Genomic DNA, 15,075 nt, shown 5'->3' with positions numbered 1-15,075 from the left:
CGCTGGCGATCCTCGGCATTACCGATCGGCTGGCGATGGCGCAGGCTGATGAGGCGCAGACGGTGCACCGCATTGTCGAGGCGACCAAAAAGGCCTTTGCGCTGCGCGACGCCCATCTTACCGATCCGCGCCATATGACCTGCGAGGCGCAGTCGCTGCTGACTCAGGATCGCTTCGCCACGCTGGCGAGCCAGATTAGCGAGACGCAGGCGGCGCCCTGGGGCGCCGGGCGCGGTCCCGGCGACACGGTGTGGATGGGAGTGATGGACAGCAGCGGCCTCGCCGTCTCCTTTATTCAGAGCATCTATCACGAGTTCGGCAGCGGCGTAGTGATCCCCGGCACCGGCATCACCTGGCAGAACCGCGGCGCGGCTTTCAGCCTCGACGCGGATCATCTGCTGGCGCTGGCGCCGGGCAAACAGCCGTTCCATACCCTTAATCCCGCCGCCGCGCGCCTGAAAGATGGCCGCACGCTGGTCTACGGCGCGATGGGCGGCGACGGCCAGCCGCAAACCCAGGCGGCGATCTTTACCCGCCATGTGATCCAGGGCATGCCGCTGCAGCAGGCGGTGAGCGCGCCCCGCTGGCTGCTGGGCCGCACCTGGGGCCAGTCTTCCGACTCGCTCAAGCTCGAGGGCCGCTTTGCGCCGGAGAGCGTCGCCAGGCTGCGTCAGCTGGGGCACGAGGTGGAGCTGCTGCCCGACTTCAGCGAGGCGGTCGGCCACGCAGGCGCCATCGTGCGCCATATCAACGGCATGCTGGAAGGCGCATGCGATCCGCGCAGCAACGGCAGCGCGAGCGGATTCTGACAGGAGAAAAAGATGAATCAGACAACAGACTGGGGGCGCTATCTTGCGCTGATGGAGCAGCTGCTGGCGCTGGAGCTGGACGACCCGCGCCGCGCCGAACTGGTGATTCAGCTTGAGCGCATCGCCGCGCTGGCGGCGCCGCTGATGGCGTTTCCTCTCGACGACCGGCTCGAAGTGGCGGGAGTGTTCCATCCATGAACCTGAGCGAATTATCTCTTCGGTCGCTACAGCAGGCGATCCAGCGCGGCGATCTCAGCGCGCGCGAGGTGGCGCAGCAGACCCTGAGAGGAATTGAACGCCACCGGGCGATTAACGCCTGGACCGAGGTTACCGACCAACGTATGCTGCGCGAGGCTGACGCCGTCGACGCGCAACGACGCCGCGGCGACGATCTGCCGCCGCTGGCTGGCGTGCCCTATGCGGTGAAAAACCTGTTCGACGTGGCGGGCCACACCACGCTGGCGGGCGCCGCCCTGTTTCAGGATCGGCCGGCGGCGACGCAGGACGCCTGGGCGGTAAGCCGCCTCAGCCGCGCCGGCGCGCTGCTCTCCGGCATGCTGAATATGGACGCCTACGCCTATGGCTTCACCACCGAAAACAGCCACTTCGGCGCGACGCGCAACCCGCACGATCTGACGCGCGTGGCGGGCGGCTCGTCGGGCGGCTCCGCGGCGGCGGTTGCGGCCGGACTGGCGCACTTCTCGCTCGGTACCGACACCAACGGTTCGATCCGCGTGCCCGCGTCGCTGTGCGGCATCTTCGGCCTGAAGCCGACCTTCGGCCGCCTGTCGCGCAGCGGCAGCCATCCCTTTGTCGCCAGCCTCGATCATATCGGCCCCTTCGCGCGCCGCGTTGAGGATCTGGCGCTGGTCTACGACATGCTGCAGGGCCACGATCCTCAGGACGCGTTTCAGGCAAACCGGCCCGCCGATCCGGCGCAGGTAGGGCTGGAGGAGAGCGGTCAGCGCTGTGCCGTGCTGGGCGGCTTTTTTTCGACCTGGTGCGACGACGACGCGCGTGATGCGCTGGCGCGCGTCGCGCGGGCGCTGGCTATCCAGGATGAGGTCACGCTGCCGGAGGCGGAGCTGGCGCGCTCGGCGGCCTTTATCCTGACCGCCTGCGAGGGCGGCAACCACTATCTGCCCGCGCTGCGCGCCTCGCCGGAGCGGTTCGAACCCGCCTCGCGCGAGCGGCTGCTGGCAGGCGCGATGCTGCCCGCCGCCTGGTATGTGCAGGCGCAGCGCTTCCGCCGCCATTTCCAGCAGCAGGTGCTGCCGCTGTTCGAGCGCTTCGACGTACTGATCGCGCCCGCCACCCCCTGCGTCGCACCGCTGATCGGCCAGCAAAGCATCCGTGTTAACGGCACCGACCTGCCGTCGCGCGCCAGCATGGGCATGCTGACGCAGCCGATCTCCTTCCTGGGGCTGCCGGTGTGCAGCGTGCCGCTGGCGACGAAAAGCGGCCTGCCGATCGGGCTCCAGCTGATCGCCGCGCCCTTTAACGAAGCCGCCGCGCTGCGCGTCGCCTTCGCCCTTGAGCAGCAAGGCATTACCCTCGCGCCCACCACTATGGATAAACCTGATGCAAACTGAAGAGATTAATTTACCGCACGTCGTCGCAGAGGTGACCGCCGCCTTTTACCGCTACGAGCAGGCGCTGGTGAGCAACGATATCGCGACGCTCGACGCGCTCTTCTGGCACGATGAACGCACCGTGCGCCTCGGCGCGGGCGAGAACCTCTACGGTATCGAGCAGATCCGCGCCTTTCGCGCGCAGCGTCCCGCCGCCGGACTGGCGCGCGCCCTGCGCAACAGCGTCATTACCACCTTCGGCGAAGCCTATGCGGTCTGCAGCACCGAGTTCACGCGCGAAGGCTCGGCGAAAATCGGCCGTCAGCAGCAGAGCTGGGTCAGGCTGCCGGAAGGCTGGCGCATCGTCGCCGCGCAGGTGAGCCTGATGAGCGAAAGCTAAGATTAGCGGGCGCGCGCCTGCCGCTGTACCGCAATCGCTTCGGCGCGCTGCAGCAGCAGCTGAAGGTCGTCTTCATCGATATCCAGCAGTTCGCCGCTTTCCAGCGCCTGATGCAGATCGTCGCGGGTAATCGGCACGTCCAGCGCTACCGGCGCGGGTTTCGCTTCGGCGGCGGCCAGCGGATGCGGATAGCGGCGGCCCGCCAGGTTATTGAAGAGGATCGCCAGCAGCGCCAGACAGAGTGAGTTAAGCAGGATCGGCGTCAGAATATAGTGGTAGCCCAGCTGGTGGACGTGGCCGCCGCCGAGAATGGCGGTCAGCGCCACCGCGCCGCTGGGCGGATGCAGGCAGCGCAGCTGAAACATCACGGCGATCGCCAGGCAGGCGGCGACGCCGCAGGCCAGCGGCGCAGAGGGAATTGTCATGGCCGCGGTCACGCCAATCGCCGCCGCCACCATATTGCCGCCGACAATCGACCAGGGCTGCGCCAGCGGGCTGTTCGGGATGCCGAACAGCAGCACGGCGGAGGCGCCCATCGGCGCGACGAACCACAAATTAACCTGCCCCAACAGCCAGTGGCTGATCAGGCTGGTGATGGTCAGGCCAAGCCCGGCGCCGACGCTGGCGATAACGATCTCTTTTTTGGCCACCGGCAGCGGATGCGGCCAGAAGCGGGCAAAAAAGGTGCGCAGTCTGCCTCTTCCCTTCGCCTGACGCGATTCATTCATGTTCACAACGCTTATTCATCAGAAAAAATTATGGAAGCGGCGATTGTCGCCGATCGATCTGGCGGTAACAACCGCAGGGTTGGCCGGATGGTCAGGATTCGGAATTGTGCCCAGGGCTGGCGACGCGCCAGCCCGAAAGGCTATTTGACGACCGGATTCTTTTTCAGCGACAGCGCCGAGAGAAACGCATCGTCGAGCGGCAGATGCTGCGCCACCAGCTCGCGCGGCGTGCTGGCGAGCCACTGGTTAAGAGAGATATCGGCGTAGTAATCGCTTTTGAACAGCTCCAGAAACCGCAGCGGCCCGGTACCGGTATTCTCGATATAGTGCCCCATGGCGAAGGGGACATAGCCGACGTCTCCCGCGCGGTAATCAAAGGTTCTCGCCTGACCGGACGAGGCGAATACGCCCATGCGCCCCTCGCCTTCCAGATAGTATTGCCACTCATCGTTGTTGGGATGCCAGTGCAGTTCGCGCATGCCGCCCGGCGCTATCTCCACCAGCGCGGCCGCGATGGTTTTCGAGATGGGAAAAGTCGAGGAGTCAGTGATGCGCACCGTGCCGCCCGGCGCGACGATCGGCGTCTGCGCCAGCATATGATGAGTGAAGACGCGTTTTGATTTCGGCGCGCCCTTGATGGCGTCCGCAGCCAGACTGCCTGGCACCTTGCCGGCAAAAATATACTCGTCGTCCGGCGAAGGCAATTTTGCAAAGGAGGAGACCGGCACGCTGAAGTTTTTCGCCAGGATCTCGGGCGGAATATGTTTAAACCAGTCTGATAACAGAAAGGTGCTGTCTTCATCGAAGCCGCCGTCGTCAAACGCCAGCAGAAACTCACAGCCGTCGGATCCCAGTCCCTGAATCGAGTGCGGGATGCCCGGCGGAAAATACCAGAGATCGCCGACGCCGATATCGTCGACGAACCAGCCGCCGTCAGTATCGAAGGCGGTCACGCGCGCCTTGCCGAAGGTCATATAGGCCCACTCGCCCTCTTTGTGCCAGTGCAGTTCGCGAATGCCGCCCGCATTGAGGCGCATATCGACCCCGGCGATGGTAGTGGAGATGCCCAGCTCGCGCTGCGTCACCTGGCGCGTCCAGCCGCCGCTGCCTTTGCGCACGTGCGCGTCGCTGAAAGAGAAGCGCAGGTTGGGCAGCGTGCCGCTGTCAGTGGCGGGCGGATCGACGATATCGGGGTTTTGCGCCTCACGCGTCGGATCGTGCGGGCCAGGATCGCGCGGCGTGCCGGCGGGCCAGGAGGCGATGGCGTCGTGGGCGTGGACCTGGCCTGCCGCCAGCGCTACCGTGCCGCCTGCGGCGAACGCCATAAAGTTCCTTCGGGAAAGCTTGCTCATCTATACGATTCCTTATTCCGTGGTTGACCCGGAATATCTATACGCGCAAAGCGAACCGTCGGCGGCAGGTAAGATGTAACAGTCCGCTGAACTGCAAGGAACCTTAGGTTTGTTAATCAATTTTGCGGCGGGAATATTTTAATTCCATTTAACCATGGTTAAAAAATGGCGTCCGAAGGGAAGTTTAGGCGCGCACGAAATGCTAACGGTTGAGGAGATGCATTAATATTTCTGTTAAATAATTCGTTACATCTTTTTAACAAGAACAGCGTAGAAGCGCGGCTGGCTGCGCAGCCGCGCCAGGTTATCCTCAGGGTTGCGGCGCGGGATGCACGGCAGCCCAGTGGTCGGCGATCTGCTGGCGGGTACAGATCCAGACGTCGTTATGCTGCTGGATATGGTCGAGGAAATTTTGCAGCGCTTTAAATTTCCCAGGCCGGCCCAGCAGGCGGCAGTGCATGCCGACCGACATCATTTTCGGCTGGGTTTCACCCTCCTCATAGAGCACGTCAAAGGTGTCGCGCAGGTAGGTGAAGAACTGCTCGGCGGTATTGAAGCCCTGCGGCGTGGCGAAGCGCATATCGTTGCACTCCAGCGTGTAGGGGATCACCAGATGCGGCTTCACGGTGCCGTCCTGACAGGTGACCTGCATCCAGAACGGCAGATCGTCGCCGTAGTAGTCGCTGTCGTAGCTAAAGCCGCCCTGCTCCACCACCAGCCGCCGCGTGTTGGGGCTGTCGCGGCCGGTGTACCAGCCGGTGGGCGCTTTGCCGAACAGATCGGTCAGCACGTCGACCGCCTGCTGCATATGCTGCCGTTCGGTTTTGGCGTCCATCGCCTGATAGTGGATCCAGCGCCAGCCGTGGCTTACCACGTCGTAGTCGGCCTGTTTGATCGCCTCGACGATCTCCGGATGACGCGCCAGCGCCATCGCGACGCCGAACACCGTCAGCGGCAGGCCGCGCTTCTGGAATTCGCGGTGGATGCGCCAGAAGCCGGCGCGCGAACCATATTCGTAGAGCGAATCCATCGACATATGGCGATCGGGATAGCTGGCCGCCCCGATGATGTCGGAGAGGAACTGCTCGGATCCGGCATCGCCGTGCAGCACGTTGTTCTCTGCGCCCTCTTCATAGTTGAGCACGAACTGTACCGCCACGCGTGCCTTGTTCGGCCAGGCGGCGTGCGGCGGCGTGGCGCCATAGCCGATCAGATCGCGCGGATAGTTTTTGTTGAAGCTGTACTCTTTCTTCTCTGCACTATCCATTCATCAATTCCTGTTTAATTGCGGCAAGGTTTCGTTAGTTTAGATGCTGAAACGCGCCTGAGAGAGGTTTGGCGATCGGCTGAGCGAGATCGCCATGCTTGCTGGTGCCGAAGCCAAGCGCCACCAGCGCCTCTACCATTTTTACCGCCGCGCTGACGCCGTCGATAACCGGCATCCCCAGCTCCTGCGTCAGCTCGCGCGCCAGCGTCGCCATGCCGCCGCAGCCCAGCACGATGGCGCCGCTGCCATCCTGTTGCTTCGCCTGCAGGCACTGCTGGCGCACCTTCTCCTGCGCCAGCCCTGAGCCATCCTCCAGCGCCAGCACCGGCAGGTCGATGGCGTGCAGCGCGGCGCAGTGGTGGGTAAAACCGTACTGCTGCAGCAGATGGCGCGCGATGATCAGCGTGCGCGGCAGCGTGGTGACGATGGAAAAGCGCGTCGCCACCAGCGTCGCGGCGTGCATCGCTGCTTCGGCGATGCCGATGACCGGCCCGCTGGCCAGCTCGCGCGCCGCCAGCAGGCCGGGGTCGCCGAAGCAGGCGATAACGTGGCCGCTGACGCCCTGCGCTTTGCCGCGCCTCACCTGCTCCAGCACGCCGATCGCCGCGATCGCCTCGTCGAAGTGGCCTTCAATCGAGGGCACGCCCTGGGAGGGCGACACCGCGATAATCTCGGTGCCTGGCGCCGCCACCGCACGCGCCGCCGCGCCGATGGTTTCCGTCATCGCCAGGCTGGTGTTGGGGTTGATCACCTGGATCAGGCTCATGATGTCACCTCTTTATGACGGGCAAATAACCGTGAGAAGTCGGGCAGCGTTTCGCCGCTGCGCTCAAAGTGCAGGCTGGAGACGATATGGTCGAAGTGGTGCTGCAGCGCCTGGGTCAGCGCGGCGAGGTCGCCCGCGCGCAGGTGAGCCACCAGCCGGTCATGGTCGTCGCAGCGGCAGCCCTGCTGCCAGGGTGCGCCCCAGGCGGCGATCACCAGCGAAGATCGCTGCGTCAGGCGCGTCACCAGCTCGGTCAGCACCTGATTACCCGCAATCGCCTGCAGTTCGATATGGAAGGCGGCGGAAAGACGGATCGCCGCCGCGCCGTCGCGTGCGTCGTGCGCCTGCTGCTCCTGGGCGATGCGCTGCGCGAGTCCCGCCAGATGCGGCGGCTGCAGATGCGCCAGCACGGCGGGCAGATTGGCGCACTCGATCAGCGCCCGGGTGCGGAAAATGTCGCGCGCTTCATCAACGCCGGGCGTGGCCACCTGTGCACCGCGCCTGGGCAACAGCGTCACCATCTGCACTGCGGCGAGGCGCTGCAGTACTTTGCGAATGCCGGTGCGGCTGACGCCGAACACCTCTGCCAGCGCCTCTTCCGGCAGTTTGCTGCCTGGCGGCAGCTGATGCTCCACTATGGCGTTCATCAACGCCTGGTAGATAGATTCGTCTTTATCCCCGAGATCGGCGGCCTGCACCTGACCTGTCTCACTTCTCATACCGGACTCCCTTTACAGGCTGTGTGCCACCATCGTATACGTGAACACTTTTTTTTGTATACAAGATTTCAATTCTGGCCTGGATCCTGCAACAGCTTTTCACGTTGCTATGACCGTTAACCCTCGTGATAAGGAGCAGGTTTCATGCCAAACCCTCAACAACGTGTTTCCGCGTCGGCCGCTGAAGCCCGCGCGCGCTACAGTCCCCGCCTGACCAATGAGGATCTGGCGCCGACGCGCCAGCAGAACTGGACGTGGTACAACATCTTCTCTTTCTGGATGTCGGATGTGCACAGCATGGGCGGCTATGTAGTCGCGGCCAGCTTTTTCACCCTTGGGCTGGCGAGCTGGCAGGTACTGATTTGCCTGCTGGCGGGGATCTGCATCGTGCAGCTGTGCGCCAACCTGGTGGCGAAGCCGAGCCAGATGGCGGGCGTGCCCTATGCGGTGATCTGTCGTCAGGCGTTTGGCGTCTTCGGCGCCAATATTCCGGCGGTGATCCGCGGGCTGATCGCCTTTGCCTGGTATGGCATTCAGACCTATCTGGCCGCCAACGCGCTGATGCTGGTGCTGCTGAAATTCTTTCCGGCGCTGGCGTCGATGACTCACGCCAGCTGGCTGGGCCTGTCGCTGCTCGGCTGGTGCTGCTTCGGCGTGATGTGGCTGTTACAGGCGATGGTGTTCTGGCACGGCATGAGCGCCATTAAGCGCTTTATCGACGTGGCAGGTCCCGCCGTCTATGTGGTGATGGTGGCGCTGGCGGGCTGGATTGTATACAAAACCGGCTTCGACGGTATCTCCTTTACCCTGGCAAGCAAGTCGCTGAGCGCAGGCGAACAGAGCTGGCAGATGATCACCGCCACCGCGCTGGTGGTCTCCTACTTTTCCGGGCCGCTGCTCAACTTCGGCGACTTCTCGCGCTATGGCAAAAGCATGGGCGAGATCCGTCGCGGCAACCGCTGGGGCCTGCCCTTTAACTTTTTACTCTTCTCGGTGGTGACGGTGGTGATCGTCTCCGGCACGCAGTCGCTGTTCGGCAAAATGATTACCGACCCGATCGAAACCGTCAGCATGGTCGGCAACGATGTGGCGGTCGCTATCGGGCTGCTGACCATGATCACCGCCACCATCGGCATTAATATCGTGGCGAACTTCGTCTCGCCGGCGTTCGACTTCTCAAACTGCTCGCCGCAGAAGATCAGTTTCCGCACCGGCGGTATGATTGCCGCGGTGGGATCGGTGCTGCTGACGCCGTGGAACCTGTTTCAGTCGCCTGAGCTGATCCACTATACCTTAGACGTTCTGGGCGCCTTTATCGGGCCGCTGTTCGGCATTCTGCTGGCGGATTTCTATCTGATCAAACGCAGCCGCGTCTTTGTCGACGACCTGTTCGATGCGACGCCACAGGGCCGCTACTGGTATCGCGGCGGCTTTAACCCGAAAGCGATCGCTGCGCTGCTGCCATCGGTGATTATCGGCCTGATTATCAGCTTTGTGCCGTCGCTGCATGAGGTCGCCAGCTTTAGCTGGTTTATCGGCGCGGCGCTGGGCGGCGGATGCTATCGCTATCTGGCGCGTCATGAGCGCGAAGCGAGCGCGGCGCAGCCTTTCGCCGGCGGCGTTGCGATGCAGAAAGAGTAAGGGTTGAGAGCGCAGAAAAGCAAAAGGCCGATTCATTGCTGAATCGGCCTTTCTGAAGAGTTGGCGGTGCGGACGGGACTCGAACCCGCGACCCCCGGCGTGACAGGCCGGTATTCTAACCGACTGAACTACCGCACCGCGCTGTGTTCCCCGTCGGGAACGAGGCGCATATTAATGGCCGCCCAGGATCCCGTCAACGCTTTTTCTCGCCGCGCCGTGCGTTTGCTGTTTTTTTACGCTTAACGCTGATTTAACCAGCGAAACCCTTTCTGTTAACCGCGCCACAGGCAGCTTCCGCCTTTTTTCATCACCAGATCGAGGCGCGACTCATGCGCCATCACCTCTTCGTCCGACGCCGCTACGACGCGCAGCGCCGAGGCGGGCCGAACGATGCGCTGGATGGTTTCGCCTTCGTTCTGCTGCGCGCCGTCCCCTTCCTGCGAAAACGCCAGCGACGTCTGGCCGCCGGTCATCGCCAGGAAAACTTCCGCCAGGATTTCGGAGTCGAGCAGCGCGCCGTGCAGCGTACGCTTGCTGTTGTCGATCTCATAGCGCGAGCAGAGCGCATCCAGACTGTTGCGCTTGCCCGGGAACATCTTGCGCGCCATCGCCAGGCTGTCGGTGATGCGACAGAAGGTTTCGGTTTTCGCAATGCCGCGGTTCAGCATGGAAAACTCATAGTCCATAAAGCCGATATCAAACGAGGCGTTATGGATCACCAGCTCGGCGCCGCGGATGTAGTCGAGGAATTCGTCCGCGATCTCGGCGAAGGTCGGCTTATCGGCGAGAAACTCATCCGCAATGCCGTGCACGCCGAACGCTTCCGGATCCACCAGCCGATCGGGACGCAGATAGATATGGAAGTTGTTGCCGGTCAGGCGACGGTTCACCACCTCTACCGCACCAATTTCAATGATGCGGTGACCTTCGTAATGCACACCGATCATGTTCATGCCGGTGGTTTCAGTATCGAGTACGATCTGGCGGTTATTTGCAGTGCTCATAGGATTCGTTTTATGTCAGACTTGGCGTTTTTCTCAGAAGGGAGTCTACCAGAGATGCGCAAGCAGGTAGAAATATTCACCGACGGATCCTGCCTCGGCAATCCCGGTCCCGGCGGCTACGGCGCGATTTTACGCTACGGTCAGCACGAAAAGCTGTTCAGCGCCGGTTACCGACTCACCACCAATAACCGCATGGAGCTGATGGCGGCGATTGTGGCGCTGGAGGCGCTGAAAGAGCCTTGCCACGTGGTGCTGAGCACCGACAGTCAGTATGTGCGTCAGGGCATTACCAGCTGGATCCATAACTGGAAAAAGCGCGGCTGGAAAACGGCGGATAAGAAGCCGGTGAAAAACGTCGATCTCTGGAAGCGCCTCGACAGCGCGCTGGCCGGGCATGAGATCCAGTGGGAATGGGTCAAAGGTCATGCCGGCCATCCGGAAAACGAACGCTGCGACGAGCTGGCGCGCAGCGCGGCATCGCATCCGCAGTCAGAGGATATCGGCTATAAAGTCGAGTCCTGATCTTTCGCCGCGCGGAACTGCCGCGTGGCGTTCACCGCCGGACGCAGCTGCGCCTTGCCCAGCGCCTTTTTCGCTTTGGTTGGCGTCAGCGGGAAAGTGCGTTTGCGCGCCACGACGATATTCAGGCAGCCCAGCGCAGGCAGATGCGCGCTGATCACCTTGCCGCCCTGCCGGTGCCAGGGCACCACCTGGAATCGGGTGCGAAACACCACTTCGTAATTAAGCAGGCTCAGCCAGTCAAGCAGGCGCATCTGGCTAAACATCCGTCCGCTCCAGGGCGCTTTGCGCTGAATGCCGGGCAGCGCTTTGCTGATGCCCAGCAGCGAAAAGGGATTGAAGCCGCTGATAATCATCCAGCCGTCGTCGATCAGCACGCGATCTACTTCGCGCAGCACCCGGTGCGGGTCCTGACTCCAGGCCAGCGTGTGCGCCAGCAAGCAGGCGTCGATAGACTTGGACTCAAACGGCAGCTGCGTCGGGTGCGCCAGCACCTGCAGCAGCTCCCCTTCGCTGCCGACATTGACCTGATGTGAAATAGCGCAGTGTTCAGTGTTGATTTCTGCACTAAGGTTGCCAAGCTTAAGCATATGAAAGCCATATAGCTTTCCCAGGTAGGGCTGGAGTTGCTGAGTCAGCGCGTCGCGGAAATAGTCTCCCCATGGCATATCGCGCCAGGAGTGCGGCGCGGTCAGAATCTGGCGTGTTTTAGCGCGCTTCATGCTTTACCATCTTCCTTTTCTAACGGCCTGCGAGAGGTGATTATGAATCTTACCAGTATTCCTGCGCTACAGGATAACTACATCTGGACGCTAAACGACGACGCCGGCAACTGCCTGATTGTCGATCCCGGCGAAGCGCAACCCGTGCTGGAGAAAGTCTACGCGAACGGCTGGAAACCGGCGGGGATTCTACTGACTCACCACCATCACGATCATGTCGGCGGCGTACAAGCTCTGCGGGAAAAATTTCCCGGCATTGAGGTTTTCGGTCCACAGGAAACCGAAGATAAAGGCGCGACAGCGATAGTGAGTGAAGGCGATACGGTGTCGCTGCTGGGTATGGACTTCAGCGTGATCCATACGCCTGGTCATACTTTAGGACATATCTCATATTACAGTTCACCTTATCTTTTCTGTGGCGACACCATGTTTTCCGGCGGCTGCGGCCGGCTTTTTGAGGGCACAGCCGAACAAATGTATGAATCATTTCAAAAGCTTGATCAGCTTCCCGGCGACACCCTGGTTTGCTGCGCGCATGAGTACACTTTATCTAATTTGAAGTTTGCTGCGGCGATTCTGCCCCATGACCCGCAAATTATGGCCGAATATCAGAAAATTAAGGACTTACGCGCCAAAAATGGCATTACTTTACCCACAAAACTGGCGCACGAACGGCAAATAAATTTATTTCTGCGTACGCAAGATCCTGATTTACAAAGAGCATTGAACATAAATTTAACACCCGACCACATATGGGACACATTTGCCCTTTTACGTGAGAAGAAAGACCAGTTTTGATTTTTCGGGTTGTGTTGTGACAGGGCGTCACGTATAGTTGCTCGTCTTTTAAGCGAACTATTGACACACACATGAAGGCTAAAGCGATATTACTCGCCTCGGTCTTGCTGGTGGGATGTCAGGCATCACGGAATGACGCCAATATCCCCGAACAGCATGCCCAGAGTCTGTCTTCAGCTGGTCAAGGTGAAAATGGAAAGTACGGTGATCGAATGTTGTCGCCGCGATGGCAGGAAGATGGAACTGGCCTCGCAGAAGATACCGATCTCTGGAGTTTCATTAGTGACGAGTTGAAGATGGGGATTCCGGAAAACAGCCGGATCCGCGAACAAAAACAAAAGTACTTAAAAAATAAGAGCTATCTCCACGATGTAACATTACGGGCAGAGCCGTACATGTACTGGATAGTCGAGCAGATACATAAACGTAAGATGCCGATGGAACTGGTACTGCTACCCATAGTGGAGAGCGCTTTTGACCCCCATGCAACCTCATCAGCCAATGCCGCCGGCATCTGGCAGATTGTTGCGACAACGGGCAAAAACTATGGTTTGAAACAAAACCAATGGTACGACGGACGCCGTGATGTGGTGGCCTCGACCAAGGTTGCGCTGGATATGATGCAGCGTCTGAACAAGATGTTTGACGGCGACTGGTTGCTGACCGTTGCTGCTTATAACAGCGGTGAAGGACGTGTGTTAAAGGCGATTAAACAGAATAAGGCGCGCGGAAAGCCCACCGACTTCTGGAATCTGTCGCTGCCACGCGAAACCACGGTCTACGTACCGAAAATGTTGGCCTTGAGCGACCTGCTTAAGAACAACAAGCGCTACGGTATTAAACTGCCGACGCCTGACGAAAGCCGCGCGCTGGCGCGCGTTGAAGTCGGTCAGCAGATGCAGTTGACGCAGGCTGCCGAAATGGCGGGTATGTCGCTCAGCAAGCTCAAGAGCTTCAATACCGGCTATAAAAAAGGCGCTACCGCGCCCAACGGACCGCAGTACATTTTAGTACCGAAGTCCCACGTGGCGAAGCTGCGTAGCTCGCTGGCTTCCGGCGACATCGCAGCGGTACAGCCGACGCAGCTGGCGAAAAACAGCGCGTCTGGCAGCAGCTATAAAGTGCGTCGCGGCGATACGCTTTCCGGCATCGCCAGCAAACTGGGCGTCAGCGTTGCGTCGCTGAAGCAGCAGAATAATTTGCGGGGCGCCAATGTTCGTATCGGTCAGACGCTGACCGTCGGCGATAGCGGCACGAGCCTGGCTGATAATAGCAACAGCATCACCTATCGCGTGCGTAAAGGTGATTCTCTTGCCAGTATTGCAAGGCGCCACGGCGTCGATATCAAAGATGTGATGCGCTGGAATACGGTCCTGAGCAGCACCAAAGATATCCAGCCTGGCGACAGGCTAACGCTCTACGTAAATAATAACGCATCGCCTGATACCTGATGCGTTGAAAAGGCCAACATTTGTTGGCCTTTTTTCATTTCTGCCCGCTTTTCTCTCCCCTTTTCAATCTCTTGATAGACGAGCGTAAAACACGCTTTCCCCTCACATGTGGTCTGAAACGCTATGCGCGGCAAAAATGAAAGCAGAGGATGCGAGACAGGCATTCAGGCGAGAGAGTCGCCTTCTCGCGTGATTACGATGGAGAAGGCGAACAGGCGCGTGCTGGCGTTAGCGTGCGGCGTTAAACTCGACCAGTAAGGGGTTATGGTCCGAGGCGCGCGTAACCAGCACAGAGGCCCTGCTGACGTTCATATCGCGATAGAAGACGAAGTCCAGAGGGCGGCCAAAGGCCTTACGTCGATGATCGTCCGTAAACCTCACCTCTTTTAGCGTCATTTCGCGCGCGAACCGATAGAGGGCGTGAATGCGCTGACGGCTCCATGCGTTGAAATCGCCCGCCATGATAACCGGGCCTTTGTGATGCAGGATCTGCTCGCCTATCGGCCCTAACTGCTTGCTGTACACATCGATGCCGAGGCTGAAATTAACCGCGTGGACATTTACGACCATCAGCATTTCGCCGGTCGGCAGCGGATAGGCGGTGACCAGCGCCGACTTAGCCAGCCGCAGCAGCGGCTCTCGCTCACGCAGCGGGCAGCAGTAGACGGGATGTGCAGAAGCGAGCGTCATCACGCCAGAAGGATGCTGAGGCAGCACAAAGGCGGGGACCTGATCGGCGGCAAGGTAGTTGCTGGTCGCAAACTTTACCAGTTCAGGCGTGGTTTGCGCCTCCTGCAACAGTACCAGGTGCGCGTCTTTGCCGAATCCCTGCAGTACGGACATCCAGTCGGCGCGCTGCTGTTTGAAAATATTCCACACCAGTACTTTGAGATGGGCATCAGGCGACAGCGGCGCCCCTGGCGGAAGCGCCTGGCCAAGATGTAGCATGGCGCCCGGCGGAAAGATCTGTTCGACCGGCTGACCCGCGACATAGCGCATTGCATAAGTTTTTTTTCGCACGTTATTGCCCAATTCCTTACGTACCCGTTGCACCTGTCAGTTATAGGGATTTTAGTCGGGGGTTTCAATCGGTGTTGGTAATTGTCGGAATCATCGCGTGCGAATGAGGTTTTTTAACGCAAAAGAAAAAGCCCTGACTTTGCAGTCAGGGCTTATCTGTTAGGTGGCGGTGCGGCCGGGACTCGAACCGGCGACCCCCGGCGTGACAGGCCGGTATTCTAACCGACTGAACTACCCCCCCACCGTATTCTCCTGCTCCCAAGGGGGCCTCGCTGATAACCGGGCTCACCATCGGGGGTGGCTACGAC

16 protein-coding genes and 1 tRNA gene are annotated in these 15,075 nt (G+C 60.5%); 8 read left to right on the top strand and 9 right to left on the bottom strand.

The annotated features are described in order from the left end of the window. From B3229_RS14425 to hpxZ, 4 genes are all read left to right on the top strand, one after another. On the top strand, positions 1–809 hold an 809-nt coding region (locus B3229_RS14425), incomplete at its 5' end, for a gamma-glutamyltransferase (protein WP_286871802.1). 12 nt (positions 810–821) lie between these two features. After that, positions 822–1,007, top strand: a complete 186-nt coding sequence (hpxX, locus tag B3229_RS14420; RefSeq protein WP_033752868.1) for an oxalurate catabolism protein HpxX — start codon at positions 822–824, stop codon at positions 1,005–1,007. Beyond that, the gene (locus B3229_RS14415; protein WP_048781518.1) at positions 1,004–2,401 is read left to right on the top strand and encodes an AtzE family amidohydrolase; all 1,398 of its coding nucleotides are present in this window, start codon (positions 1,004–1,006) and stop codon (positions 2,399–2,401) included. Before hpxX ends, B3229_RS14415 begins: the two co-directional genes overlap by 4 nt. Further along, a complete protein-coding gene (gene hpxZ, locus B3229_RS14410) occupies positions 2,391–2,780 on the top strand; it encodes an oxalurate catabolism protein HpxZ (protein WP_286871799.1) in 390 nt (129 codons plus the stop codon). The genes B3229_RS14415 and hpxZ overlap by 11 nt, the downstream gene beginning before the upstream one ends. A gap of 2 nt (positions 2,781–2,782) precedes the next feature. On the opposite strand, the gene B3229_RS14405 is transcribed toward hpxZ, so the two are convergent. The 5 genes from B3229_RS14405 to B3229_RS14385 form a co-directional block, all read right to left on the bottom strand. After that, positions 2,783–3,508, bottom strand: a complete 726-nt coding sequence (locus tag B3229_RS14405; RefSeq protein WP_048781554.1) for an HPP family protein — start codon at positions 3,506–3,508, stop codon at positions 2,783–2,785. Positions 3,509–3,648: 140 nt separating this feature from the next. Continuing rightward, positions 3,649–4,860: a cupin domain-containing protein gene (locus tag B3229_RS14400; protein WP_286871797.1), complete on the bottom strand. Its 1,212-nt coding sequence runs from the start codon at positions 4,858–4,860 to the stop codon at positions 3,649–3,651. Between the two features lie 310 nt (positions 4,861–5,170). Beyond that, on the bottom strand, positions 5,171–6,127 hold the full coding sequence (puuE, locus tag B3229_RS14395; RefSeq protein WP_286871795.1) for an allantoinase PuuE: 957 nt from the start codon (positions 6,125–6,127) through the stop codon (positions 5,171–5,173). 34 nt (positions 6,128–6,161) lie between these two features. After that, positions 6,162–6,893 carry an allantoin racemase gene (gene hpxA / locus B3229_RS14390; protein WP_048781511.1) on the bottom strand — a complete coding sequence of 244 codons (732 nt, stop codon included), beginning with the start codon at positions 6,891–6,893 and terminating at the stop codon, positions 6,162–6,164. Continuing rightward, complete coding sequence (locus tag B3229_RS14385; protein WP_048781510.1) at positions 6,890–7,612, bottom strand: GntR family transcriptional regulator; 723 nt, start codon at positions 7,610–7,612, stop codon at positions 6,890–6,892. The genes hpxA and B3229_RS14385 overlap by 4 nt, the downstream gene beginning before the upstream one ends. A 144-nt stretch (positions 7,613–7,756) precedes the next feature. Between B3229_RS14385 and B3229_RS14380 the strand changes: the two genes are divergently transcribed. After that, positions 7,757–9,253 carry an NCS1 family nucleobase:cation symporter-1 gene (locus B3229_RS14380; RefSeq protein ID WP_286871788.1) on the top strand — a complete coding sequence of 499 codons (1,497 nt, stop codon included), beginning with the start codon at positions 7,757–7,759 and terminating at the stop codon, positions 9,251–9,253. A gap of 61 nt (positions 9,254–9,314) precedes the next feature. Here the strand turns inward: B3229_RS14380 and B3229_RS14375 are convergent. Next, positions 9,315–9,391, bottom strand: a tRNA-Asp gene (locus tag B3229_RS14375). A 134-nt stretch (positions 9,392–9,525) separates the two neighbouring features. Next, positions 9,526–10,257 (bottom strand): DNA polymerase III subunit epsilon, encoded by a 732-nt coding sequence (gene dnaQ, locus B3229_RS14370; RefSeq protein ID WP_048785632.1) that lies wholly within the window; start codon positions 10,255–10,257, stop codon positions 9,526–9,528. 54 nt (positions 10,258–10,311) lie between these two features. Between dnaQ and rnhA the strand changes: the two genes are divergently transcribed. Continuing rightward, positions 10,312–10,779, top strand: a complete 468-nt coding sequence (gene rnhA / locus B3229_RS14365; protein ID WP_033752878.1) for a ribonuclease HI — start codon at positions 10,312–10,314, stop codon at positions 10,777–10,779. Here the strand turns inward: rnhA and B3229_RS14360 are convergent. Then, a complete protein-coding gene (locus B3229_RS14360; protein ID WP_033752879.1) occupies positions 10,761–11,498 on the bottom strand; it encodes a class I SAM-dependent methyltransferase in 738 nt (245 codons plus the stop codon). The genes rnhA and B3229_RS14360 overlap by 19 nt on opposite strands. A 42-nt stretch (positions 11,499–11,540) precedes the next feature. Here B3229_RS14360 and gloB point away from each other — a divergent pair, with 42 nt between their 5' ends. Together gloB and mltD are read left to right on the top strand one after the other, a co-directional pair. After that, on the top strand, positions 11,541–12,296 hold the full coding sequence (gene gloB / locus B3229_RS14355) for a hydroxyacylglutathione hydrolase (protein WP_048785628.1): 756 nt from the start codon (positions 11,541–11,543) through the stop codon (positions 12,294–12,296). A gap of 71 nt (positions 12,297–12,367) precedes the next feature. Continuing rightward, a complete protein-coding gene (gene mltD / locus B3229_RS14350) occupies positions 12,368–13,747 on the top strand; it encodes a murein transglycosylase D (protein ID WP_286871781.1) in 1,380 nt (459 codons plus the stop codon). Between the two features lie 228 nt (positions 13,748–13,975). Here mltD and B3229_RS14345 read toward each other — a convergent pair whose 3' ends face one another. After that, on the bottom strand, positions 13,976–14,767 hold the full coding sequence (locus B3229_RS14345; protein ID WP_048785634.1) for an endonuclease/exonuclease/phosphatase family protein: 792 nt from the start codon (positions 14,765–14,767) through the stop codon (positions 13,976–13,978). Positions 14,768–15,075 lie beyond the last annotated feature (308 nt).

It is taken from the genome of Pantoea sp. UBA5035 (genome assembly GCF_002415245.1).
Lineage (GTDB): Bacteria > Pseudomonadota > Gammaproteobacteria > Enterobacterales > Enterobacteriaceae > Pantoea > Pantoea septica.
This window is presented reverse-complemented; position numbering and strand designations above follow the sequence as displayed.